The following is a 24,497-nucleotide window of genomic DNA, read 5'->3' as shown; positions in this document are numbered from 1 at the left end:
GTCACCCGCCGGCCGCGTCGCCGGCCCCCGACGCGTCGCCGGCCCCGGCCGCGTCGCCGACTTCCTCGTCGTCCTTGCCGTCGGATGCGCACAGGGCGGCGATCTGGGTGCGGGTCCCGACCCCGAGCTTGGTCAGGATGTGCTCGACGTGGGCGTCCGCCGTGCGCTTGGAGATGACGAGTCGCTCCGCGATCTCCCGGTTGGTCAGGCCGACCGCGACCAGGGACGCCACCTCCCGCTCCCGCGGGGTGAGCGCCTCGGCCACCTCCGGTGCGCGCGGGGTCGGTACCGCGGTGGCCGACGGCAGATCCTCGGTCAGCGCCCGCTCGACCGCCGCCTGTGTGCTGAGGGCCTCGCCCTCGCGGTAGAACCGCTGGAACTCCCGCTCCCCCAGCGCCACCCGGGACGCCCGGGCCGCCTCCTCGTGCAGTCCGCTCAGGAGCGGTATCGCGAACCGCGGCGTCAGGACCGACAGCGCCCACAGCCGGTCGGCGGCGCCGTGCAGCACCGCGACGCGGGACGCCTTGCCCTCCTCGGCGGCGCGCCAGGCGAAGGCGTCCAGGAGTTGGGCGATGCCCACCCTGTCGTGCAGGGCGAGCTTGATGCGGATGCCCTCGCGTGCGCACTCGATGCTGTCGGCGTGATCGCCCCTGATCCACAGGCCCATGGACTTGACCCACAGGATCACCCCGCGTGCCCAGCGCTCCTCCGGGATCACGGCCATGCGCTCCAGCGCCTCGTCGCACAGGCGGATGCCCTGGTCGCTGTCCTGGCCCGACAGGACATACAGGCCCGCGGCGTAGTACGTGGTCGACACCATCCCGAACTCGTCGCCCAGTTCGGCCATCATCCGGCGGGCCTCGGCGTACTGCTCCTCGCATCCTTCGTAGTCTCCGAGGAACACCCGGTTGAACGTGCGGAACGCCAGCGTCCAGGCGAGCCCCGACCGGTCGCCGATGGTCTCCGCGATCTCCTTCGCCTCGTCGAGCAGGGCCCGGTTGTCCTGTCGTTCGCCCTGGACGTCCATGAAACCGCTGGTGCTCCACAGGGCCTTGACCCGCTCCGGGGACGGTTTCTTCGATCCGGTCAGACCGCGCCGCATCCAGTGCCGGCCCTGGATGAACAGTGCGGTGCAGACCCAGTACCCCCAGAGCCGGACGGCGAGTTGGAGTCCCGCGTACGGCTCGTCGGGCGTGCTGAACGAGTACTCCATGGCGGCCTGGAGGTTCTCGTGGTCGGCGACGAGGCGCCGCACCCAGGGCAGTTGACCGTCGCCGAACCACTCCGCGTCGAACTGTCCGGCGACCTCCAGGTAGTAGTCCCTGTGGCGCCGCCTGGCCCGCGCCTCCTCCTCCGCCGGCACGAGGTGTTCCAGGCCGAACTCGCGGATGGTGTCGAGCATCCGGTAGCGCGACCCGTCTCCGGTCTCCAGGTGCCGCACGATGGACTTGTCGACGAGCCCCACCAGGGCGTCGAAGACCTCGTCCGTGGGCAACTCGGCGTCGGCGCACACCACTTCGGCGGCCTCCAGGTCGAACCCGCCGGCGAACACGGCGAGCCGCGCCCAGAGCAGCCGCTCCCGGTCGGTGCAGAGCTCATGGCTCCAGTCGATGGTCGTCCGCAGCGTCTGGTGGCGCGGCACGGTGACGCGGCGGCCGCCGGTGAGGAGCCGGAAGCGGTGGTCGAGGCGGCGCAGCAGCTGCTCCGGTGAGATCACCCGCAGCCGGGCGACGGCGAGTTCGATGGCCAGCGGGATGCCGTCGAGGCGGCGGCACAGCGCGTGCACGGCGGCGCGGTTGCCGTCGGTGAGGACGAACTCGGGCGCGGCGGACTCCGCCCGGTCCACGAACAGCCGGACCGCGTCGGAGAGTTCGGCGCCGGGACGGCTGTCCGCTTCCGGTTCCGGCAGCGCCAGCGGCGGCACGGGCAGCACCTGCTCGCCGGGGATGTCGAGGGGCTGCCTGCTGGTGGCGATCAGACGGAGGCCGGGGGCGGCGCTCAGCAGGGCGTCGGCGAGCGTCGCGCAGGCGTCGACGAGGTGCTCGCAGGTGTCCAGGACGATCAGCGTCCGCCGCCCCGCGAGATGCGTGGCGAGCACCTCGTGCACCCCGCGCCCGCCCTGCTCGGGCACGCCGAGCGCGCCGCACACGGCGTGCGGCAGCAGTTCGGGGTCGCTGAGCCCGGAGAGCGGTACGACGCACGCCCCGTCGGGGAAGTCGCCGAGCTGGTCGCGCGCGGAGCGCATCGCCGTACGCGACTTGCCGACGCCGCCGGGGCCGGTCAGGGTGACCAGGCGCGAGCGGGTGAAGACGTCCTTGATCCGGGCGAGTTCGGGCGCCCTGCCGACGAAGCTCGTGGTCTCCGCGGGCAGCTCGCCCGGCGTCCGCACAGCCACGTCCATCCACCGCCCCCCTTGTCCGGTCGACCCCGAGTGGGTCGTTACTCACCGTAGGGGGCGGCGGTGCGCGGCGGGAGGGTTCGACCGGTTTTGACCGCTGCTGATTTCGGCCGCGGGTCGGACCCGGTCGCTGTGGCCTACTGCCCGCCCTCCAGCTGAAGCAGCACCTCGTTCGGCGTCGCCCCGCCGAACCGCCGGTCGCGCGACGCGTACTCGACGCACGCGCGCCACAGGTCACGCCGGTCGAAGTCCGGCCACAGGACGTCCTGGAAGACCATTTCGGCGTACGCGCTCTGCCACAGAAGGTAGTTGGACGTGCGCTGTTCGCCGCTGGGGCGCAGGAACAGGTCCACGTCGGGCATGTCGGCGTAGTAGAGGTACTTCGCGAAGGTCTTCTCGCTGACCTTGGACGGGTCGAGGCGGCCCGCCTTCACGTCCTCCGCGAGCGCCTGCGCCGCGTCGGCGATCTCCGCGCGGCCGCCGTAGTTCATGCAGAAGTACAAGGTCAGCTTGTCGTTGTCCTTGGTCTGCTCCTGGGAGATCTCCAGCTCCTTGGCGACCGACTTCCACAGCTTGGGCATGCGCCCCACCCAGCGCACCCGCACACCGAGCTCGTCGAGCTGGTCGCGGGTCTTGCGGATGAAGTCCCGGTTGAAGTTCATGAGGAAGCGCACCTCGTCGGGCGAGCGCTTCCAGTTCTCCGTGGAGAAGGCGTACAGGGAGATGGCGCCGACGCCCATCTCGATGGCGCCCTGGAGCACGTCGAGGACACGCTCCGCGCCGACCTTGTGGCCCTCGGTGCGCGGCAGGCCGCGGTCCTTGGCCCAGCGTCCGTTGCCGTCCATGACGATCGCCACGTGCTGGGGCACCAGCTCGCCGGGGATCTTCGGCGGCCGCGCGCCCGACGGGTGCGGTTCGGGCGCTGTGTACTCACGGCGGTTGCGTCCGAGGATTCCGCGACGTGCCATCTTCCGGGCCTCTCCCCTAGCTCAGTGCCAGCTCTCGCTAGCTTTTCTCTACGTAGCGCAGCGATCGCAGTCCGCGCTCAAGGTGCCAGTGCAGGTAGGCCGACACCAGCCCGTTGCCCTCCCGGACGAACCGTGCCTCGCACGTGTCCGCCGTCTCCCAGTCTCCGGTGAGCAGCGCACCGAGCAGGACGAGGGCCTGCGGTGAGGGTACGACGCTGCCCGGTACCCGGCAGTCGACGCAAACCGAGCCGCCCGCTCCGACGGAGAAAAACCGGTTGGGACCGGGCATTCCGCACTTCGCGCAGTCACCGAAGGTGGGTGCGTAGCCGTTGACCGCCAGCGAGCGCAGCAGGAACGCGTCGAGCACGAGGCCCGGCGCGTGCTCGCCGCGGGCGAGCGTGCGCAGGGCGCCGACGAGGAGCAGGTACTGCTGTACCGCGGGTTCGCCCTCGTGGTCGGTGAACCGTTCCGCCGTCTCCAGCATCGCGGTGCCGGCCGTGTACCGCCCGTAGTCCGTCACGATGCCGCCGCCGTACGCGGCGATGGTCTCGCTCTGCGTGCACAGCGGGAGCCCGCGGCCGATCAACTCGCTGCCCCGCGCGAAGAACTGCACGTCCACGTGCGAGAAGGGTTCGAGGCGGGCGCCGAACTTGGACTTGGTGCGCCGCACACCGCGGGCGACGGCGCGCACGCGGCCGTGGTTGCGGGTGAGCAGCGTGATGATGCGGTCGGCTTCGCCGAGTTTCTGGGTGCGCAGCACGACTCCGTCGTCCCGAATGAGAGTCATCGCGCGCCCTCGCGCTTCTCATCGTCGTCGCGGAACAGGCTCATGCCTCTCATTGTCCCTTACGGACGGAGCCCGTTTGCGGGAACGGGGGCAGGGGTGCGGTCGGATCCGCCAGCCATGCGCGCCCGCGCGAGCGCACCGCCCCGCTCAGCCCCCCGCTCAGGTCCGCCACCGTCACGGCCCGCAGCGACTCCCGCCAGGCCCGGTCCGCGTCGTACATGACCTGCGCCACTCCGCACGGACCGGTGCACCGCTCGGGCGGGATGGCGCACGCGCCGCGCTGCCGGATCTCGCCGCAGACGAAGGCGGGCGCGGAGCCCTCGACCGCCTCCACCACGTCGAGCACGGTGATGTCCTTCGGGTCGCGGGCGAGCCGGAACCCGCCGCGCGGGCCGGATGTGGCGGTCAGCACACCGGCGGCGGCAAGGGACTTGAGGTGCTTGGCGAGGTACGCCTCGGGCAGCCCGTAGTACTCGGCGAGCGTGGAGCGGCGCACGGCGGCACCGGGCGGCGCCTGCACGAGGAGCACGCAGCAGTGCACGCCCCACTCGACGCCCTGCGACAACTTCATGGGACCCGAGGCTACCCTTCCATCCACTTGATGGATATTCAATGTCCATGATACCGATGGCCCTCATGGCTGACATCCGGATCGGCACCACCGTCGGCACCATCCCCGGGCAGGAGGACGCCTCCGACGGGCCCTCCCCCGCCGACCGGCGCATGCTCGCGGTCGCCCTCACCGCCACGTTCATGGGGAGCTTCGACCTCTTCGTCGTGAACGTCGCCACCGAGGCGCTCCGCGCGGACCTGCGCGCGAGCGACGCGGCCCTCGAACTCGTCGTGTCCGGCTACGCGTTCGCGTACGCGGCGGGTCTGATCACGGGCGGCCGGCTCGGGGACCGGTTCGGTTACCGGCGGACGTTCGTGGCGGGCATGGTGGCGTTCACGGTGACGTCGCTGCTGTGCGGGCTCGCCCAGGGGGCCGGGGAGCTGGTGGTGGCGCGGATGGCGCAGGGGCTCTCGGCGGCGGTGATGGTGCCGCAGGTGCTGTCGCTGGTGACGGCCCGCTTCCCGGCGGCGCACCGGGGCCGGGCCACCGGCTGGAACGGCGCGGTGGCGGGCATCGGCTCGATCGCCGGGCAGCTCCTCGGTGGCGTACTCCTGCAAGCGGACGTGTTCGGGCTCGGCTGGCGCGCGGTGTTCCTGGTGAACGTTCCCGTGGGCGTGGTGGCCTCGGTCGCCGCGTGGCGGATGCTGCCGCCCCATGTCGCCGGGCCCCGTCGGCAGTTCGACGCGCTCGGCGCGCTGGGGGTCACCGCGACGCTGGCCCTGCTCCTGGTGCCGCTGGCGCTCGGCCGGGACGAGGGGTGGCCGGTGTGGACGTGGGTGTGCCTGGCGGCGGCCGCCCCCGTGGCGTGGGCGACGTGGCGGTGGCAGCGGGCGCTGCGGGGGCGCGGCGGGGAGCCCGTGCTCAACCCCGCCCTCTTCCGCAACCGCCCGTATCTGACCCTGCTCGCGGGCCTGGGGGCCTTCCAGCTCTACTTCGGCGCCTATATGTTCACGCTCGCGCTGCTGCTCCAGGCGGGCCTCGGCGCGAGCCCGCTCACGGCCGGCGCTGTGTTCGTCCCGCAGGCGGTCATGTTCACCACGGGTTCGCTGCTCAGCGGGCGGCTCACGGCACGGTACGGGGTGCGGTGGCCGGTGGCGGGCGGGGTGCTGGTGGTGGGCGGCCTGGCCCTCGCCGCGGGCCGGCTCACCGCGTCCGACGGGGCGATCTCCCCCTGGGCCCTGACGCCCGCCCTCCTCCTCAACGGCCTCGGCAACGGCCTGCTGATGCCGCCGATCATCGGCGCGGCCCTGTCACGGGTGACACCCGGGACGGCGGGCGCGGCGTCCGGGATGCTCAACACGGCTCAGCAGGCGGCGAGTTCCCTGGGCGTCGCCCTGCTCGGCATGCTGTTCTTCGCGGTGTCAGGACCCGGCCTGCGGGACGCGCGGGCCGGGATGACGGCCGTATCGGCGGTGTTCGCGGTGCTCGTGGCCGTGGCGGCGGCCCTGATGTGGTCGACCCGCCGTAGGACCTAGGGGACCTCACCCCGGCTTCTTCTGTTCTCGTACGCCGTCGCGGCCCGCACCCGCTCCGTCGTCGACGCCACGCGCAGCACCTCCGGCGGACAGTCCCACTCACGCCCGCCCCCGAAGGGCCGCAACTGTACGTACGGCCCCTCGTGCCCCATCACTCGTCCCACCTGACCCGTGCTCGTGTCGATCGCGTACGAACCGATCGGCGGTTTCATGGCGTAGCGCTCCTGTCGTCCGTCCCTGCGAGGACTACGGCGGCGAGCCGGGCCGCCGTGTCAACCGGACAACGCCCCAATTCCACCAAGGGACACGGGGCACTCCGTGCGATTGACCCGGGATCGAGGCCGAGCGAGGGCAGCACAATTCCCGCTCCGGCGAGTGCGGCTCGCAATGTCTCCACCATTTCCTCGGCTTCCTCCACGCACAGCGCGGCGTGCTTCGATTGTTCCGTCACGTGGCTCCCCTGCCTCATTGGATTTCACGCTTTGCGCCTCCACGGTGGCGTTCCGTCCCTAGAGTGGGGAGAGGTCTGCGCACTACAACTGCGTGGCTTCACATGGGGGTTGGCCATGGCCAAGGGTTCGCGGCAGGCGGCGTGGGAGTTCTTCGGCGTGGAGTTGAAGCGGCGCCGCGAGGACGCGGGGCTGACCCAAGTGGAGTTGGGGTTACGCGTATTCGTTTCCGGCGGCTACATCGGCCAGTTCGAACAGGCAATTCGCAAACCGCAGTTGGATGTAGCCCAGAGGATTGACGAGGCGCTGCAATCCGACGGTATTTTCGAGCGGATGTGGCGCGGCCTGATCGACGACCGTCGGTATGCGGATTACTTCGCGCGGGTCGTCGAACTGGAGCGGACGGCCACGAAGATCTGCGAGTTCGCGCCGACCCTGGTGCCCGGCCTGTTGCAGACGCCCGCCTACGCCCGCGGGGTCACGCTCGCGACGAACCCGTTCGCCACGGACGAGTTCGTCGAGGAGAAGGTCACCGCGCGCATGGAGCGGGCGCGCATCCTCGACGACGCCACGAGGCCCCAGTACTGGGTGATCCTGCACGAGAACGTGCTGCGCATCCCCGTGGGCGGGCCGTCGCGCATGGCCGAGCAGCTGGAGCACATCGCGGCGGCGGCACGCGAGCGCCAGGTCCTGGTGACGGCCCTGCCGAATGCGGCGGGCCCGCACGCCCTGATGGCCGGGATGGTGAAGCTCATGGAGTTCGAGGACGCCCCGCCAACTGCCTATACAGAGGCCGTGTTTTCGGGGTCGCTCCTGGACGATCCGGCAGTGGTGAAGCACGTGCAGGAGGCTTACGATCTGCTCAGGGTTGCCGCACTGTCGCCGCAGGCATCCCTGGCGATGGTCGACGCGGCGGCTGAGGACTACAAACGATGCGCGAGTACGACCTGAGCAACGCCAGCTGGCGCAAGAGCTCCTTCAGCGACGGCAACGGCGGCGACTGCGTCGAGGTCGCCCACGACTTTGTGGGCGCGGCCCGCTGGCGCAAGTCGACCTACAGCAACGGCGAGGGCGGCAGCTGCCTCGAAGTCGCCGACGGAGTCCCAGAGGTCGTGCCCGTCCGCGACTCAAAGGTCACGGACGGGCACGTCGTCGTCATCGGCGCGGCAGCATGGGCCGCCTTTGTGACGGGTACGGTGCGGCCCCGGGGCTGAACCGGCCCCCGGCGGAGCCCACGTCCTCGCAGAGGATCAGGGCTACGTCGTCCCTGAGCGGCCCACCCGTGTGCGTGGTCACCGCCTCGTACAGGGTGTCCAGGAAGGCGTCGGGCCGGACCGTGGAGGAGGCGGCGTCGGCGGCCGCCTCCTCCAACGGGAACTCGACGCCCTGCCGGTCGCGGGCCTCGGAGAGGCCGTCCGTGTAGAACAACAGGCGGTCGCCGGGCTGCAGCCAGTACTTGCTCTGCTCCGGTTCCGGGCCGAGGCCCAGGGGCCGGCACGCAACGTGGGGTTCGAGGAGTTTGGGCGGGGACCCGAGGCGCAACGGCGGCGGGTGCCCGCAGTTGACGCTCTTGACCTCGCTCGGCCCGAACTCGGCGAACACCGCCGTGACGAAATCCTCCGCACCCAGGTCGGGTGCCAGGCGCACATCCAACTCACGGACCAGGTCCGTGAGTTCGGGTGTCACGTAGGCGAGGTCACGGAAGCTGCTCAGCGCGCTCGCCGTGATGCGTACCGCGTCAAGCCCGTGCCCTCGTACGTCCCCGACGAACAGCCTCGTGCCGTACGGGGTGTGCACCACGTCGTACAGGTCGCCGCCCACCGTGGTCCCGGGGACCCTGCAATGGTGCCGCGTGCACACCGCGATCCCGCCGACCCGTGCGTCGACCGGCCGCAGGATCGCGGCTTCCGCGACGCGGGCGATCTCCGTGGCATGGGAGAGCGCCGTCGCGCGCACCGCGTCGCGCATCGCGAGCCGTACGGTCAGCGCGCCGCCTATCAGCAGTGCCAGACACTCGGCGGCGGCCCACGGCGTTAGCACCAGATCGCGCACCACCGTCACGGTAAGGGCGAGGACCATCGCGAGTACGGCCGCGCCCGCCGTGCACCGGGCGTCGAGACGCAGCGCGGCCAGCAGCGGCACGATCAACAGGGAAGCGATCATCGGCGGCCAGCCGGGTACGAGGAGTCCCGGTCCGGCCGCCAGCACCCCCGATCCCAACAGCGGGATCACCTCCGCCGGCCGTGGTCGTCCTCCCCGTCCCATGTCCTGCTCAGCCATGGGCGGCCTCCTGACTTTTTCTTCCCCCGTACGCTCCACCCCGCCGTACCAAGTCGGCCACGATGCCCCAATCACCGCACGTTCACGACCTGTTGTCCGGAGTCGATCACACATCGACCGTGTATGACCGAAGTGCGTCCATCCGGTAGCCAACGGGCCTGGTCGGCCCCGCACCGCCCCCGCACCGGAGGAGACTGCTTCCGGGCCTGCGGAGTGGACACGGAGAGTGGAGGGCGCATGTCGACCACGAGGTACCTACCTGCCGAGACCACGAGCTTCGTAGGCCGCGTCCACGAACTGGACGGAATCGAGAAGGCGTTGGCGGACAGCCGCCTGGTGACCCTCACCGGGGTGGGCGGCGTCGGGAAATCGCGGCTCGCCGTGCGGGCGGCAGCGCGCATCGCCCCGACGCTCGCGGACGGCGCACGGTTCGTCGCCCTCGCGCCGCTGCGTGATGCCTCGCTCCTCGGGCACGTATTCCTGGAGGACCTGCGCCTCGCCGACCAGCACAACCGGTTGCCCGAGGAACTGGTCGCCGAGTGGCTGGCCGACAAGGAGTTGCTCCTGGTCCTCGACTCCTGCGAGCACCTCGTCGAGGCCTGCGCCCGTCTCGTACGCACGCTGCTCGACGCGGCGCCGGGGCTGCGGATCCTGACCACCAGCCGGCAGGGCCTCGCCGTGCCCGGTGAACTGGTCTTCGCGGTCGACCCGTTGCCGGTCCCGGAGCCGACGACCGACGGGGACGCGCCTGCTGCCGGCGACGCCGTCGCGCTCTTCGCCGAGCGGGCCGCCGAAGCGGTCCCCGACTTCAACCTGGTCGGCACCGACCGGATGGCGGCCGCCGCCGTCTGCCGCCGCCTCGACGGCATCCCACTCGCCGTGGAACTGGCCGCCGCCCAGCTCGCCGAGCTGCCCGACCAATCGGTGTACGAGCTCAACGACCGGCTCCAGCACCGCTTCGAGACCCTCGTCGCGCAGTCCGGCACGGCGGGCCGGACGCTGCCCCGGCACCGGACGCTGCGCACCACCATCGGGTGGAGCCACGAGCTGTGCACGCCTCTGGAACGGCTGCTGTGGGCACGCCTCTCGGTGTGCACCGGCGGCTTCGACCTCGCGGGCGCGCAAACCATCGGCTGCGGCGGGCCGTTGGCGGTCGAGCGGGTGGCGGAGGTGCTCGCGGGGCTCGTGACGAAGTCGCTCGTGCGCAAGCACCCCGACGGCCTGGGCGGCGAGCGCTACAGCATGCTCGACACCGTGCGCGAGTTCGGTGCGCACTGGCTGTACGAGCTGGGCGAGGAGGACGAGGCGCGCCTCCGCCACCGGGACTTCTACCGGGACCTGGCATGCCGGGCGGACGCCGAGTGGGTCGGCCCCGACCAGGTGTCCTGGTACACCCGTCTGATCACCGACCGTGCCAACTTCCGTACGGCACTGAGGTTCTGCCTGGCCCAGGGCGAGGGACGCACCGCCCTGGAGATCGGCGGGGCACTGTGGATGATGTGGGCGGGCTTCGGTCACACGCGGGAGGGGGCGCACTATCTGGAGCTGGCGCTCGACCTCTGCCGCGAGCCAAGCCCCGAGCGGGCGAAGGCGCTGTGGGCGCGCGCCTACGTCGCGACGGCGCTCGGCGACGTCACGGTGGCGGAGCGCTTCTCGGCCGAGCTGGGACATTGCTACGACGCCACCGGCGACGAGGTCGCGCGATTCGCGGCGGCACACATGCGGACCGGCGGACTGGTACTGCGGAGCGAGCACGAGCAGGCCGCGGCGGAATCCACCGCGACACTGTCCCGGCCGCTGCCCCATGGTGTGTTCCCTGTGCCGTCCGTGCCGTGGTACATGCTGCGCGTCACCCACTCGTACGCCCATTTCTGCAGTGGGGACATGGCGACCGCCGAAGCCCGGGCGTCCGAGATCACGGAGGAGTGCGAACGACTCGGGGAACTCTGGATCCGCGGGTTCGCGTACTACGTGCGGGCCCTCGCCGCCCTCTCCCTCGGCCGCATCACGGAGGCCCGCGCCCACGCCCGTACCGTCATCGCGCACAAATCGCTGTTCCACGACAGCCTGAACGTCGTCATGGCCGTCGAGGCCCTGGCCACCGCCACCACGGCCACCGGCCGCACCGAACGGGCCGCCCGGCTGCTCGGCATCGGCCAACGGATCTGGCAGACGCTGGGCCGGCCCCACTTGGGCTCCCCCCAGATGGCCGCGGCCCACACCGCGACGGAGCACCAGATCCGCACGGCCATCGGCGACGCCACGTACGAGACGGAGTACGCCGCGGGCCGCGCGATGTCCCCCGACGACGGCATCGCCTACTGCCTCACGCCCGACCGACCTGCGCTGCCGGCGCCCCCGTCGCCCGCAGCCGCGTGACGACCGCCACGACCAGCGCGAGCACGGCCACCGCCGCCAGCAGCTCACAGGTCGGTGCCGCGTCGCCGAGGAGGGTCAGGACGTACGGGGTGAACATGCCGAGGTACGCCGCCGTCCAGAACTTGGCCGTCCAGCGCGCCAGTTGGTGGGGCGGGGCGAGGGCCGCCGTACGGGTCAGGCCGTGGGCGAGGCTCAGTCCGTAGCCCGCGCCGAGGACCGCCGCGGCGGCCATGGCGAGGACGCGGCTGCCGCTCGCGGCGGCGGTCGCTGCCGCCGCCGCGCCGACGGCCGTCGTGAGCAGACCCGGCACCGGTGTGGCGACGGCGCGGCGCGCGGTGAGCAGGCCGACGCCGGGGACGACGGCCGTGGCGACACCGGTGAACAGCAGGCCCGCGTGGATCGCGCCGGGCAGCGTGACGAAGCCGATGGTGGGCGCCACGAACACCCAGGGGGCGACGGGCAGCACCCTGCGCCGGAAGCGGGAGCGCGCCTCGGTGTCCGGGCTCAAGTCCGTTGTCGCGGAGGTTGGTTCGGCGTTCGGTTCCACATCGGATGTCGAGGCCTTCGTACGAACCCTGCCCGTCTCCGGGGCCGTCAGCGCCAGCAGCCCCGCCGCCACGCCGAGCACCACGTGCGGCACGTACGCCGTCACCATCGGCTCCGGTGCCCACTGCGCGATGAGCGCCGCCGCCAGGCCGCCCGTGGCGAAGCCCGCCGAGACGTAGAGGCCGGAGAGGCGGGGCGAGTGCGAGAGTTCCTTGATCCAGGCGCTGCCCGCCGCGAGCAGCGCGCCCGCACTGATCCCGGTCAGGAAGCGGCCGGGCAGCAGCAGCGCGGTGCCCCACACGGCGCCCGCCATCAGCATCAGGGTCGACAGGACGTTGAGGCCGAGGGCGGCGAGCGCCACCGGGCGGCGGCCGTGCCGGTCGGCCAGCGGGCCCGCGATCAGCAGCGCCGGGATCAGGCCGACGACGTACACCGCGAAGAGGCCCGTCACCGCCGACGAGGTCAGGCCGAGCTCGGAGTGGTACGGGCCGAGCAGCGCCGAGAACTGGTTGGCGCTCCAGCCGGAGGCGAGCATGATCCAGGCGGCCCGGGTGCCGTGGGGCTTCGCTATGGAGGTCGGGGGCGCGAGGGCAGATGCTGCGGTCATGCCCTCATTCCTACGGCCAAGGCCGTTCGGCGCGCGCCGAACATTCACGTTTCGTGAACGGCGTGCGTCACCCGCACGCGCGTGCGCCTACGCTGGGCGTATGGCGCTTGACCTGCGGCTTCTGTCGTCGTTCCTGGCGGTCGTCGAAGAGGGGCACTTCGGGCGGGCCGCGGGGCGGCTCTTCCTGTCGCCGCCGGCGGTCACGCAGCACGTACGACGCCTTGAGAGCGAGGTCGGCGCGCGGCTCTTCGACCGGACGGCCACCCCTGTCGTGCCGACCGCCGCCGGGGTGCGCCTGGCCGGGCACGCGCGCGTACTGCTCGCCGCCGCCAACGCCGCGCTCGACGACGTGGCGGAGGTCACGGCCCGGGAACCGGAGGGCGGCCGGCCGCTGCGGGTGGGGATCATGGGGCACGGCTCGGCCGAGCTGACCCCGGCCGCCATCAACGCGTACCGGCGGGCTCGCCCCGAGGTGAAGGTCGAGATCCGGCAGCTGAACTTCACGGAGCATGTGACCGCGCTCCTGGAGGACCGGGTCGACGTCGCGTTCGTGCGGCCGAGTCCCGACGACGAGCGGGTCGTCGCCGATGTGCTCACCACGGAGCAGCGGATCGTGGTGGTGCACGAGCGGTCGCCGCTGGTCGATGCGCGGGAGAGCGGGGTGGGTGTCGCGGACGTGGCCGACCTCCCGTTCTTCCGGGTGCCCCGGCACACGCCGCACACCTTCGTCGACTACCTGTACTTCGACGACCGGGCGCGGCGCCGCAGCACCGAGTGCGCGCTCACCCCGCAGGAGGTCCTCACGGGCGTCGTGACCGGACGGGCGGCGGGGTCCGGTCTGCGGTCCTTCGCGCGGTACTACGCGTGGCCGGGCGCGGTGTTCGTGCCGGTGCTCGACGCGCCGTGGGAGAGCAGTTACCTCGCGGTACGGGCTGGCGACGACAACCCGGAGGTCCGCATCTTCCGGGCGCTCGCGACGGCGTTGGCGAAGGACCTGGGGCCGGTCATCAACGCGCGTCCGTTGCATTAAAGCCCCTGCGGCGATTGAGCAGCGGGGACCGGATTCGCCGAACGCGCCGCAGGCACACCGCTCTCACACAGGACAAGCGCCACGTCGTCCCGCAACGGCCCACCCGTGTGCGCCGTCACCTCCGCGTACAACCCATCGAGCGCCTCCCACGGCAACGTACGCGACAGCGCCTCGCACGCCCGGTCGAAAAGCGGGAACTCCGCGCCGGAGGCGTTCCGCGCCTCCACGAGGCCGTCCGTGTAGAGGAGCAACCGGTCACCGGACTGCAACCAGTACCGGGACTGGGTGGGATCACAGCCGAGGCCCAGGGGCAGCGAACAGGTCACCGGGGTGAGGACCTTGGGGTGGGCGCCCAACCGCAGCGGCGGCGGATGGCCGCAGTTGACGAGCCTGACCTCGCCCGGGGCGAACTCGGCGAACACGGCCGTGACGAAGTCCTCCGGGCCGAGCACGGGGGCGATCCGCGCATCGAGTCGCACGGCGAGCTCCGTGAGGTCCGCGGTGACGTAGGCGAGGTCCCGGAACCCTTCGGCGACCGCCGCGTTGACGCACACCGCGTCGAGCCCGTGCCCCCGTACGTCACCGATGAACACCCGTAGTCCGTACGGGGTGTTGGCCACGGCGTAGACGTCGCCGCCGACCGTGGCCGAGGCGACCGCGCAGTGGTGGCGTGTGTGCACGTCGATGTCGCCGAACCGCGCGTCGACCGGCCGCAGCAGCGCCGCCTGCGTCACCTGCGCGACTTCGTCGAGCAGCCGTAGCCGGGCCGAACGGGCCGCGGCCCGGCGGGCGATGTGGACCGCGGCGAGCCCGCCGACGAGCAGCACGAGGTACTCGACCGCGACCTGCGGGCCCGCGCCGACGTGCCGGACGACACCCACCGTCACCGCGAGGGCCAGCGCCCAGGCGGCCGTGGTGAGCGTGGCCCGCACGCCGAGCCGGGCGCAGGCCAGGAGCGGGCCGATGAGCAGGACCGCGACAGCGGGACGGCCGGGGCGCCAGGCCTCGACGCAGGCCGCGAGCGCGGCGCACAGGCAGAGGAGGGCAACGCACGGCACGTGGGCTCCCCACCGACTTCGTAGCATGTCCGGACCTCGACCTCGCCGCTCCGCCCCGCGTGCGTGAACGGCCCACTATGGACCAACACACCATCAGTCACGCTCCGTTGAACCGCATAGGACCGGTGCGGACCGGAACTGATCACTCTCCGTCGCATTCCGTCCGGTATCCGGAGAAGGGGGGCGCTGCAGGCGCTCGGCTCGACCGATCCCGGCGAGTCGGCGCGCCGGACGGAGCAGACTGTGACCGTGGAAACCCTGCCTGTCGAGGCCACCCAGTTCATCGGCCGTGAAGCCGAACTCGCGTACCTGGAGCAGGAGCTGAGCGACCATCGGCTGCTCACACTCACCGGCGTGGGCGGCGTCGGCAAGACGCGACTCGCCGCCCGCCTGGCCCTGCGCACGGGCCCGCGCCTGGCGGACGCGGTGTGCTTCGTGCCGCTCTCCCCGCTGCACGACCCGACGCTGCTCGGCAACGTACTCCTGGAGGAGCTGCGGCTCGCCGACAACTCGAACGAGGACGCCACCGACGTCGTCGCCCAGTGGCTCGCCGACAAGCGGGTGCTGCTCGTGCTCGACACGTGCGAGCACCTCCTGGACGACTGCGGCCGCCTCGTCCGCAAGCTGCTCGACGTCGCGCCCGGCCTTCGCGTCCTCGCGACGAGCAGGCAGCCGCTGGGGCTCGCCGACGAGAACCGGTTCATGGTCGCGCCGCTGCCCGTCACGGCCGAGGGCGACGAGGAGCGGCCCGGCGACGCGGTCGCGCTCTTCGCCGACCGGGCCGCGCTCGCCTCCCCCGGCTTCCGGCTCGGGCCCGGCGAGCGGGGCGTCGCCGAGGCCGTCTGCCGGCACCTCGACGGCATCCCGCTGGCGATCGAACTGGCCGCGGCCCGGCTCTCCGAACTCCCCCTGGAACAACTCGGCTCCCTGCTCGGCGACCGCCTCGACGCGCTGACCGCGTCGGACGGGCACACAGGACCCCCGCGCCATCGCACACTGCGCGCCACCATCGGCTGGAGCCACGAACTGTGCACGCCGCTCGAACGGCTGCTGTGGGCGCGGCTCTCCGTGTTCACCGGCGGCTTCGACCCGGCGGGTGCGCGGGCGGTGGGCCGCGGCGGGCCGCTCGGCGAGGACGCGGTGCCCGGGGCACTCGACGGGCTCGTGACCAAATCACTGGTGCGGCGCAGGCCCGGCGGGCGCTACGACATGCTCGACACGGTCCGCGAGTTCGGGGCGTCGTGGCTGGAGCAGCTCGGACCCGAGGAGGTGACGGGGGCGCGGCGCAGGCACCGGGACTTCCACCTGGAGCTCGCGCGGCTGGCGGACGCCGGCTGGATGGGGCGCGAGCAGGAGCAGTGGTACGAGCGCCTCGTCACCGACCACCCCAACTTCCGCATGGCGCTCGACTTCTGCCTGGAGACCCGCGACGGACCGGCCGCGCAGCGGCTCTGCGGGCACCTGTGGATCCTCTGGTTCCCCTGCGGGTTCGCCCGCGAGGGCCGGCGGTACGCGGAGGCGGCGCTGGCCCTGTCCGAGCAGCCAGGGCCCGAGTATCTGCTCGCTCTGTGGGCCTGGGGGGTGGCAGCGATGACAGGCGGCGACATGGAGACGGGCCTGAAGGTGTCGAGGCTGTTCCGCGAGCACACGCTGCCCGCGCCCTCGCCGGCCCAGGCGACGGCTGTGTCCCATCTGGAAGGTACGTCGCTGTGTCTGATGGGCCGACTCACCGAGGCCGCGGACGTCCTCGACGCAGCCCCGGACACCCGTACGTACACCGGCCCCTATGAGGCCGCCTGGTTCGTGGCGACGGCCTGCCGCTCGGTCACCCACGTCATGTCGGGCGAGTTCACGGAAGCCGCCGAGGTGGCCGCCAAGCTGGTCGACGAGTGCGACCGGCGCGGCGAGCAGTGGTCGCGCGCCTGGGCCAGCTGGGCGGCGGCCCTCGCGGCGAACGGCCAGGACCGTCCCGACGAGGCCGCGCGGCACGCGCTCACCACCATCGCGGGCAAGTCCCGGTTCCGCGACCGGGTGGGCGTCGCCGTCGCGATCGACGCGCTGGCCGCCTCGCTGAGCACGCTCGGCGAACCCCGCCGCGCGGCCCGGCTGCTCGGCATCGGCCAGCGCGTGTGGCAGAGCCTGGGCCGCCCCCAGCTCGGCTCCCCCGACCTGGTGGCCACGCGGAACCGCACGGAGCACCGCATCCGGGAGACGCTCGGCGACAGCGCGTACGAGTCGCAGTACGCGGCGGGCCTGGAGATGGACACCGCGGACGGCATCGCCTACAGCCTGGCCACGAAAACCGGTGTCGACACCGGCTGACCGCGCCCCCGCGCCGCTACGCTCGCCCGCATGATCACAGGAGCGCACACCATCCTCTACTCCTCCGACGCGGACGCCGACCGGGCCTTCCTCCGGGACGTCCTCGGCTTCCCGCACGTCGACGCCGGGGGCGGCTGGCTGATCTTCGCGGCGCCGCCCTCCGAGATCGCGGTGCATCCGACGGAGGACGCACCCAAGCACGAGCTGACGCTGATGTGCGACGACGTGGACCGTACGATCACCGAACTCACGGACAAGGGCGTCGAGTTCACGTCCCCGGTCCAGGACATGCGCTGGGGCCGCCTCACGTCGTTCCGCCTGCCTGGCGGCGGCGAGATGGGCCTGTACCAGCCCCTCCACCCGACGGCCCACGCCTGAGTCCTTAGCGCGCCGGGGCCACCAGCCCCGACTCGTACGCGGCGATCACCAACTGCGCCCGGTCCCGCGCGGCCAGCTTGCCCATGATCCGGCTGACGTGGGTCTTGGCGGTGAGCGGGCTGAGCCCCAGCGCCTCGGCGATCTCGGTGTTGTTGAGCCCACGCGCGACGAGCGCGAGCACCTGGCGCTCGCGCTCCGACAGCTGCCCGAGTGCGTCGCCCGTCGACGGCGCGGGCACCTCCGGGGCGCGCAGCACACGGGCGATGAGCCGGGCGGTGGGCCCCGGCGACAGCAGCGCCTCCCCCGCGGCCACGATCCGTATGGCATCGAGGAGTTCGGCGGGCCTGGTGTCCTTCACGAGGAACCCGGAGGCCCCGGCGCGCAGGGCCTCGACCACGTACTCGTCGGTGTCGTACGTGGTCAGCACCAGCACCTTCACGCCCGCCAGATCCTCATCGGCGGCGAGCAGCCGGGTGGCCTCGATCCCATCGAGATCAGGCATCCGGACATCCATGACAACAACATCGGCCCGAGCCCCCTTGGCCACCTCAACAGCTTCCCGCCCGGTCCCGGCCTGCCCCACCACATCCATATCGGCAGCGGACTCCACGAGCATGGCGAACGCGGCCCGCACGAGCGTCTGATCGTCGGCAAGCACCACGCGAATCCCCGTCACCGATTCCCCCCTCCACGCCCCGGCGCCGGTTCCGGCATTTCCTGCCCCTGCGCCGGTTCGGGCAAATCAAGCCCCGCTCTGGGACGAGAGCCAGCGGGGTCCGGGGCAGAGCCCCGTGACGTCAACGGCAACGTAGCCCGCACCTCGAACCCACCCGCGGCCCGAGGCCCCGCCTCCACCACACCCCCCACACTCCGCGCCCGCTCCCGCATCCCCACCAACCCGAACCCCGGCACGGCTGCCGCATCCACACCCACACCACCCCCGCCTCCGTCATCCACCACAGAAACCTCCACCGCCCCGGGCACCGCACGCAGCGCAACCCACACCGACAGACCCGCCCCACCGTGCCGCACCGCGTTGGTCAACGCCTCCTGAACGATCCGGTACGCCGCCGCCCCCACCGCCGCCGGCACCGGCACCACGGCAGCCTCAAGATCGCACCGCACCGAAACCCCCGACGTCCGCGCCGCCTCCACCAACTCCGGTATCCCGTCCACCCCCGGCAGAGCCCCACGCGCATCGTCCGCCGGCGACCTCAACACCTCCAACGTCGCCCGGAGTTCACCCCGCGCCGCACGGCACGTATCGGCGATGTCGTCGAGCGCCTTGGCGACGGCGGCCCGGTCGAGCCGCCCGGGATCCGCGTTCAGGACATGCGCCGCAACGGACGTCTGGACCCCGACCAACGTGATGCTGTGCGCCAGCAGATCGTGCAGATCACGCGCCACCCGCAACCGCTCCTCGGCGACCCGCCGCCGCGCCTCCTCCTCCCTCGTCCGCTCCGCCCGCTCGGCCCGCTCGACGACCGAGGCGAGGTACTGCCGGTGCACCCGCACGTACACACCGAGCAGCAGCACGACGACGACCCACCCGGAGATCCTGAGCGCGTCCGTGCCCTCGGCCATCCCGGCGCTGAACTTGACCGCGAGCATCAGCCCGACGACGCACGCACCGACGAGCACCGTACGCCGCGGCCGCCCGGACACGGCGACGGTGAAAAGGCCGAACAGCGAGGCGGCCAGCGGCGCGGAGTGGTGGAAGTCCATCGCGTGGTACGGCAGGACGAAGGCGATGAGAACGAGGAACGAGCCGAGCGGCGCACTCCGCCGCCAGATCAACGGCACGTGCGCACCCAGCAGCAACGCCCAGCCCACGGCCGTGAGTTGACGCCCGTCGGCGACGGGCACGGCCAGCGCCACACCGGCGTCGACGAGCGCGAGCCCCGCCGCGAGGAGCGCGTCCTGGCGCCGTACGCGGCCGGGGTCCGGCGGCCCGGCACGGCGCGCGGGACCGTTCAGGAGAACACGTGGCACATCCACCGCCCCATCTTCGGTGAGGAACGTGCCCCTCCGGCAGGGAGAGGCACGTTCGATGCGGGTCCTTCGGTCACGGAGCCGGCACGAACTCCCGCTCCGGGGCCGACGGCGGCGCGGCCTCGTCCCGCTTCCGGGACAGCGGCCCCGGCCACCACACCTTCCGGCCGAGCGCGTAGGACGCCGACGTCACGAGGTACGTCCGTACGAGGAAGGTGTCGAGGAGCACCCCGACCGCGATCACGAAGCCCAGCTCGACGAGTTGGACCAGCGGCATGCTGGTGAGCACGGCGAACGTGGCCGCGAGCACCAGGCCCGCCGACGCGATCACCGCCCCGGTCGTCCGCAGTGCGGTGAGCGCCGCCGCCCCGGTCGGCGCCCCGCCGAGCACCTCCTCCCGCATCCGGTGCATCAGGAAGATCCCGTAGTCCACACCGAGGGCGACGAGGAAGACGAAGGACAGCAGCCCGAGCCCCGGGTCGGTGCCCTCGAAGCCGAACAGCGGCCCGAAGACGAGCCCGCCGATGCCGAGCGCCGCTCCCCACACCGCGACCACGGCGGCGAGCAACAGCAGTGGCGCGACGAGCGAACGCAACAGCGCGACCAGGATCAGCAGCACGGCGGCGAGCACGATCGGCACGACGACGAGCCGGTCGCGGGCGTTGGTGTCCTTCAGGTCGAGCTGCTCGGCGCTCGGCCCGCCGACGTAGGCCCCCTGCCCGTCGAGCCCGTCGCGCAGCGCCTCGATGGTGGCGGTCTCCGCGGCGGTCTGCGGCGCGGCCTTCGCGACCACGTTGATCTCGGTCCAGCCGCCGCCACCGCGCCCGCGCGTGACGTCGGTGACTCCGTCGGTGTCGCGCGCGGTGGCGACCGCCTCAGCGGCCTTGCCGGTGGGCGCGATGACGGTGATCGGCTGGCTGCTGGCCTCGGGGTAGGCATCGGCGAGGGTCCGCATCGCGACGACCGAGTCCGGCTTGTCGGTGAAGGAGTCCTCCTGCTTGAGGCTGCCGGGCAGCGCGAAGGCTCCCAGCGCGAGCGCCCCGAGCAGCACGGCCCCGACGCCCAGCACGGTGAGCGGCCTGCGCCCAGCCGACGAGCCCATCGCCGTGAACAGCGACCTGCGCTCCTTCGGCCGCGAGCCGAACGCGGGCACCAGCGGCCAGAACACCCGCCGCCCGAGCAGCACGAGCACGGCCGGCAGCAGCGTCAGCATGGCGACGAGCGCGCACAGCACGCCGACGGCCCCCAACGGGCCCATCCCGCGACTGGAGTTGAGGTCGGCCGCGAGCAGGCACAGCAGCCCTACGGCGACGGTCGCGGACGAGGCGAGCACGGCGGGCCCGCAGCCGCGCAGGGCCGCGCGCATGGCGTCGTACGGCCGCTCGAACCTCCGTAGCTCCTCCCGGTACCGGGACACGATGAGCAGCGCGTAGTCGGTCCCCGCGCCGAACACGAGGATCGTCATCACGCCCTGGCTCTGCCCGCTGATCGTGGTCCCGAAGGCCTGGTTGAGGCCGTACGCGACGCCCATCGACAGGAAGTCGGCGACCCCTGCGACGGCGAGCGGCACGAGCCACAGGAACGGGCTGCGGTAGATCAGGATCAGCAGCAGCGCGACGACGGCCACGGTGGTGTAGAGCAGCGGCCCGTCGAGCGACTGGTACACCTCGGACGCGTCGGTGGCCACCGCCCCGGGCCCGCCGACGTCGACGCTCATCCCGGCGCCGGTGTCATGGGCGATGTCCCGTACGTCGTTCACGAACGCGTCCCGGGCCTTCTCGTCCTGCCCGGGGGACGTACTGGCGACGGGGTACATCACGGTGTCACCGCTCTTGGACGGCACGCCCTCCGGCGCCCGTACAAGATTCAACTCACGTTCTATGTCCGCTACTTGGTCCGACGCGGCCGCGCGGTCGGCGGAACTGAGCCCGCCGTCCCGGTGATACACGAGCACCAGCTCGGTGGTCTCGCCGCCCGGCAACTGGTCCTGGATCTTCGCAACCTGCGTCGAGTCGGCGCTCGCGGGCAGGTAGTCGACGGCCCGGTTGTGCTGTACGTCGCCGAGCTTGCCGGCGAAGGGCCCCGCGAGGGCAAGCACGGCGATCCACAGCGCGAGCACCCCCCAGGGAACCGCGATCCGCCTCATGGGTTGACCCCTCTCTACACCGAAATCCGACACATCCAGATTCCGATCCAGAGGGACCCAACACGTCGCCCGAGGGACCGAGTTGGGAGGTACTGCGGCGGGCGTCAGGGCCGGCCGACTACTCCCCGGGGAGTATCAACCGGGGGCTCCATTTTGGAGCCCCTGCGGCGATTGAGCAGCGGGGTCCGGGGCAGAGCCCCGAGACGTAGGCTCAGCTCGGCGTACGAGCAGCGACAGCCAGCAGCTCTCCGACCTCATCCGTGCACAAGGTAAGAGCCGCGCCCACCGTGCCAAGAACATCCCGCTCACCCGCCGAATACACCCCGTCCGCGAGGGCGATCCGCGCCCCCTGAAGCAGGATCGACTCCCGCCCCGCCGGAGCGAGATGCTGCGCGAGCGGATCGAGCGCCTCGTGCAGCTCTATGGCGAGCCCGGCCCCCGTCCCGCACTGCTCGGCGACGCGCCCCGCATCGGTCACCAACGCCTCGACGAGCGCCGCGAGTTGTTCCTCGGAGGTGTCCTCGAACCCGGCGTCCCGCAACGTACCCACCGCGCATTCGAGCGCCTGCGGCGACGTGCCACCGCCCGCGAGCACCGCGAGCACCACCGTGTGCACGGCGTCCCGCAGCATCGCCGAGAAGCGGTGCGTGGTGGGGTGGTCGAGCGCGTCCGTGCCGAACCGGCCCTCGCAGGCCGCGCATTCGACGACGGGCCCCGCCTGTCCGCGCGGCACGACGGGAACGCCGAGCAGCACCAACCGTCGTTTCCCGGTCCGCCGTTGGTAGTTGCGATCGCCGCCGCAGCCCGGACAGAAGAACTCGCCGTCGCCCACGGTGGTCCATATGGTGTGCACCCCGAACACCCGCGAGAGCCCGGTCAGTCCCATGCGTCCATGATTCGGCAGCACGTCGCACACCTCCCGTCGTGGCGCCGCATCATCGCGGCGTTGGCGTGATGTTAGCCACATTGTTGATGCGGCGTCAGTACCTTGGTCACGCCGAGGTCACGGAACTTCTCGTTCCTGGCCGGGACACGACGCGGCCCCGGGCACCCACAAAAGGTGCACGGGGCCGAGAAAGCGCAGCTCAACCGGGTCAGCGGCTCGCGCGGTTGACCGCGGAGACGACCGCCTTCAGCGAAGCACGTGTCGTGTTCGCATCGGTGCCGATGCCCCACAGAACCTTGTCCCCGATGGCGACCTCGATGTACGAGGCGGCGACCGCGGAGGCGCCCTCGCTCATCGTGTGCTCCTGGTAGTCCAGCAGGCGGGCGTCGATGCCGATGCCCTGCAGGGCGTGGAAGAACGCGGAGATCGGACCGTTGCCGGTGCCGACCAGTACCTTCTCCTCCCCGTCCACCTCGGCCTCGACGGTCAGCGTGTCGACGCCGTCCGTGTCGGTCGTGGTCTGGCCCGTCTTGACCTGGATGCGGCCCCACGGGTTGGCCGGGTTGGGCAGGTACTCGTCCTGGAAGACGCTCCAGATGTCCTTCGGCGTGACCTCGCCGCCCTCGGCGTCCGTCTTCTGCTGGATGACCTTGGAGAACTCGACCTGCATACGGCGCGGCAGGTCCAGGTTGTGCCCGTCCTTCAGGACGTACGCGATGCCGCCCTTGCCGGACTGCGAGTTGACGCGGATGACGGCCTCGTAGGAGCGGCCGACGTCCTTCGGGTCGATCGGCAGGTACGGGACGGCCCACTCGATGTCGTCGACGGTGACGCCCTTGGCCTTGGCGTCGGCCTCCATGGCGTCGAAGCCCTTCTTGATGGCGTCCTGGTGGGAGCCGGAGAAGGACGTGTAGACCAGGTCGCCCACGTACGGGTGGCGCGGGTGGACCTCCATCTGGTTGCAGTACTCCCACGTGCGACGGATCTCGTCGATGTGGGAGAAGTCGATCTGCGGGTCGACGCCCTGCGAGAACAGGTTCATGCCCAGGGTGACCAGGTCGACGTTGCCGGTGCGCTCGCCCTGTCCGAACAGGCAGCCCTCGACGCGGTCGCCGCCCGCCATCACGCCCAGCTCGGCGGCGGCGACGGCGGTGCCGCGGTCGTTGTGCGGGTGGATGGACAGGCACACGTACTCGCGGCGCGACAGGTTGCGGGACATCCACTCGAAGCGGTCCGCGTGCGTGGACGGCGTCGAACGCTCCACCGTGGCGGGCAGGTTGAGGATGATCTCGCGGTCCGGGCCCGGCTGGTAGACGTCCATGACGGCCTCGCAGACCTCCAGGGCGAAGTCCAGCTCGGTGTCCGTGAAGATCTCGGGGCTGTACTGGTAGCCGAACTTCGTCTCCGGGCCCAGCAGCTTCTCCGCGTACTCCATGACCAGGCGCGTGCCGTCGACGGCGATCTGCTTGATCTCTTCCTTGGAGCCGCGGAAGACGACGCGGCGGAAGACCGGCGCCGTGGCGTTGTACAGGTGGAGCGTGGCGTTCTTGGCGCCCTTCAGGGACTCCACGGTCCGCTCGATCAGGTCCTCACGGGCCTGGGTCAGTACGGAGATCGTGACGTCGTCCGGGATGGCGGCCGGGTCCTCGATGATCGAGCGTACGAAGTCGAAGTCCGTCTGCCCCGACGCGGGGAAGCCGACCTCGATCTCCTTGTAGCCCATCTTGACCAGCAGGTCGAACATCGCGCGCTTGCGGGCCGGCGACATCGGGTCGATCAGCGCCTGGTTGCCGTCGCGCAGGTCCGTGGAGAGCCAGCGGGGGGCGGTGGTGATCCGCTTGCCGGGCCACGTGCGGTCCGGGATGTCGACCTGGTCGTACTGGCCGTACTTGTGGATCGGCATGCTGCTGGGCTGCTGACGGTTTGCCATGATGCGTGGGCTCCTCGGAGGTGGCCTTGAAGGCGGCCGACGGCGCAACACCAAACTCCGCGGGGAGGGAGCCGACCTTGTCTACAGGCCCTCGCCGCGGCAGCTAAGGAGAAGCAGCCCGAAACGCATGATGCACCGCACCTTAGTCGAGTACCGCCGGACGCGAAGACCCGTATCAGTATGCGGGACCATGGACAGGTAACGGGTAAGAGGTGATCAATACCTCTATTTCACTAATCATGGTGGCAGGTAG

20 protein-coding genes are annotated in these 24,497 nt (G+C 71.6%); 7 read left to right on the top strand and 13 right to left on the bottom strand.

The genetic code is table 11. The annotated features are described in order from the left end of the window. Position 1: 1 nt before the first annotated feature. From OG746_RS28575 to OG746_RS28560, 4 genes are all read right to left on the bottom strand, one after another. Positions 2–2,401 (bottom strand): ATP-binding protein, encoded by a 2,400-nt coding sequence (locus OG746_RS28575; RefSeq protein WP_266719847.1) that lies wholly within the window; start codon positions 2,399–2,401, stop codon positions 2–4. Between the two features lie 134 nt (positions 2,402–2,535). Continuing rightward, positions 2,536–3,366, bottom strand: a complete 831-nt coding sequence (locus tag OG746_RS28570; RefSeq protein ID WP_266719845.1) for an isoprenyl transferase — start codon at positions 3,364–3,366, stop codon at positions 2,536–2,538. Positions 3,367–3,403: 37 nt separating this feature from the next. Beyond that, positions 3,404–4,153, bottom strand: coding sequence for a DNA repair protein RecO (recO, locus tag OG746_RS28565; RefSeq protein ID WP_266719843.1), 750 nt, complete (start codon positions 4,151–4,153; stop codon positions 3,404–3,406). Between the two features lie 49 nt (positions 4,154–4,202). Then, a complete protein-coding gene (locus OG746_RS28560) occupies positions 4,203–4,724 on the bottom strand; it encodes an RrF2 family transcriptional regulator (protein WP_266719841.1) in 522 nt (173 codons plus the stop codon). Positions 4,725–4,789: 65 nt separating this feature from the next. Between OG746_RS28560 and OG746_RS28555 the strand changes: the two genes are divergently transcribed. After that, on the top strand, positions 4,790–6,241 hold the full coding sequence (locus tag OG746_RS28555) for an MFS transporter (protein WP_266719839.1): 1,452 nt from the start codon (positions 4,790–4,792) through the stop codon (positions 6,239–6,241). On the opposite strand, the gene OG746_RS28550 is transcribed toward OG746_RS28555, so the two are convergent. Further along, positions 6,238–6,453, bottom strand: coding sequence for a hypothetical protein (locus OG746_RS28550; protein ID WP_266719837.1), 216 nt, complete (start codon positions 6,451–6,453; stop codon positions 6,238–6,240). The two genes, OG746_RS28555 and OG746_RS28550, sit on opposite strands and share 4 nt — an antisense overlap. 354 nt (positions 6,454–6,807) lie before the next feature. Here OG746_RS28550 and OG746_RS28540 point away from each other — a divergent pair, with 354 nt between their 5' ends. Continuing rightward, complete coding sequence (locus OG746_RS28540; RefSeq protein ID WP_266719833.1) at positions 6,808–7,641, top strand: helix-turn-helix domain-containing protein; 834 nt, start codon at positions 6,808–6,810, stop codon at positions 7,639–7,641. Further along, positions 7,623–7,904 carry a DUF397 domain-containing protein gene (locus OG746_RS28535; RefSeq protein ID WP_266719831.1) on the top strand — a complete coding sequence of 94 codons (282 nt, stop codon included), beginning with the start codon at positions 7,623–7,625 and terminating at the stop codon, positions 7,902–7,904. The genes OG746_RS28540 and OG746_RS28535 overlap by 19 nt, the downstream gene beginning before the upstream one ends. Here the strand turns inward: OG746_RS28535 and OG746_RS28530 are convergent. Then, complete coding sequence (locus tag OG746_RS28530) at positions 7,846–8,970, bottom strand: PP2C family protein-serine/threonine phosphatase (RefSeq protein ID WP_266719829.1); 1,125 nt, start codon at positions 8,968–8,970, stop codon at positions 7,846–7,848. The two genes, OG746_RS28535 and OG746_RS28530, sit on opposite strands and share 59 nt — an antisense overlap. Positions 8,971–9,207: 237 nt before the next feature. Here OG746_RS28530 and OG746_RS28525 point away from each other — a divergent pair, with 237 nt between their 5' ends. Then, a complete protein-coding gene (locus tag OG746_RS28525) occupies positions 9,208–11,349 on the top strand; it encodes an ATP-binding protein (RefSeq protein WP_266719827.1) in 2,142 nt (713 codons plus the stop codon). Here the strand turns inward: OG746_RS28525 and OG746_RS28520 are convergent. After that, complete coding sequence (locus tag OG746_RS28520; protein WP_266719825.1) at positions 11,297–12,502, bottom strand: MFS transporter; 1,206 nt, start codon at positions 12,500–12,502, stop codon at positions 11,297–11,299. The genes OG746_RS28525 and OG746_RS28520 overlap by 53 nt on opposite strands. Before the next feature lie 100 nt (positions 12,503–12,602). On the opposite strand from OG746_RS28520, the gene OG746_RS28515 reads away from it, so the two are divergent. Continuing rightward, the gene (locus OG746_RS28515) at positions 12,603–13,532 is read left to right on the top strand and encodes a LysR family transcriptional regulator (RefSeq protein WP_266719823.1); all 930 of its coding nucleotides are present in this window, start codon (positions 12,603–12,605) and stop codon (positions 13,530–13,532) included. Here OG746_RS28515 and OG746_RS28510 read toward each other — a convergent pair. Further along, complete coding sequence (locus tag OG746_RS28510) at positions 13,529–14,590, bottom strand: PP2C family protein-serine/threonine phosphatase (protein WP_266719821.1); 1,062 nt, start codon at positions 14,588–14,590, stop codon at positions 13,529–13,531. The genes OG746_RS28515 and OG746_RS28510 overlap by 4 nt on opposite strands. 249 nt (positions 14,591–14,839) lie before the next feature. Between OG746_RS28510 and OG746_RS28505 the strand changes: the two genes are divergently transcribed. Both OG746_RS28505 and OG746_RS28500 read left to right on the top strand, forming a co-directional pair. Beyond that, positions 14,840–16,912, top strand: coding sequence for an ATP-binding protein (locus OG746_RS28505; RefSeq protein WP_266719819.1), 2,073 nt, complete (start codon positions 14,840–14,842; stop codon positions 16,910–16,912). 30 nt (positions 16,913–16,942) lie between these two features. Then, positions 16,943–17,290 (top strand): VOC family protein, encoded by a 348-nt coding sequence (locus OG746_RS28500; RefSeq protein WP_266719817.1) that lies wholly within the window; start codon positions 16,943–16,945, stop codon positions 17,288–17,290. Between the two features lie 4 nt (positions 17,291–17,294). On the opposite strand, the gene OG746_RS28495 is transcribed toward OG746_RS28500, so the two are convergent. From OG746_RS28495 to leuA, 5 genes are all read right to left on the bottom strand, one after another. After that, the gene (locus OG746_RS28495; RefSeq protein WP_266719815.1) at positions 17,295–17,966 is read right to left on the bottom strand and encodes a response regulator; all 672 of its coding nucleotides are present in this window, start codon (positions 17,964–17,966) and stop codon (positions 17,295–17,297) included. Beyond that, entirely contained in the window at positions 17,963–19,288 is a 1,326-nt protein-coding gene (locus OG746_RS28490) for a sensor histidine kinase (RefSeq protein ID WP_266719813.1), read from the bottom strand. Before OG746_RS28490 ends, OG746_RS28495 begins: the two co-directional genes overlap by 4 nt. 67 nt (positions 19,289–19,355) lie before the next feature. Then, the gene (locus OG746_RS28485; RefSeq protein ID WP_266719812.1) at positions 19,356–21,428 is read right to left on the bottom strand and encodes an MMPL family transporter; all 2,073 of its coding nucleotides are present in this window, start codon (positions 21,426–21,428) and stop codon (positions 19,356–19,358) included. Positions 21,429–21,639: 211 nt separating this feature from the next. Beyond that, the gene (locus tag OG746_RS28480; RefSeq protein ID WP_524540483.1) at positions 21,640–22,335 is read right to left on the bottom strand and encodes a TerB family tellurite resistance protein; all 696 of its coding nucleotides are present in this window, start codon (positions 22,333–22,335) and stop codon (positions 21,640–21,642) included. 187 nt (positions 22,336–22,522) lie between these two features. Next, positions 22,523–24,244, bottom strand: coding sequence for a 2-isopropylmalate synthase (leuA, locus tag OG746_RS28475; RefSeq protein ID WP_266719810.1), 1,722 nt, complete (start codon positions 24,242–24,244; stop codon positions 22,523–22,525). Positions 24,245–24,497 lie beyond the last annotated feature (253 nt).

Source organism: Streptomyces sp. NBC_01016, from assembly GCF_026341035.1.
GTDB lineage: Bacteria > Actinomycetota > Actinomycetes > Streptomycetales > Streptomycetaceae > Streptomyces.
Note: the sequence above shows the minus strand (reverse complement) of the source record. Positions and strands in the feature narration are given on the sequence as shown.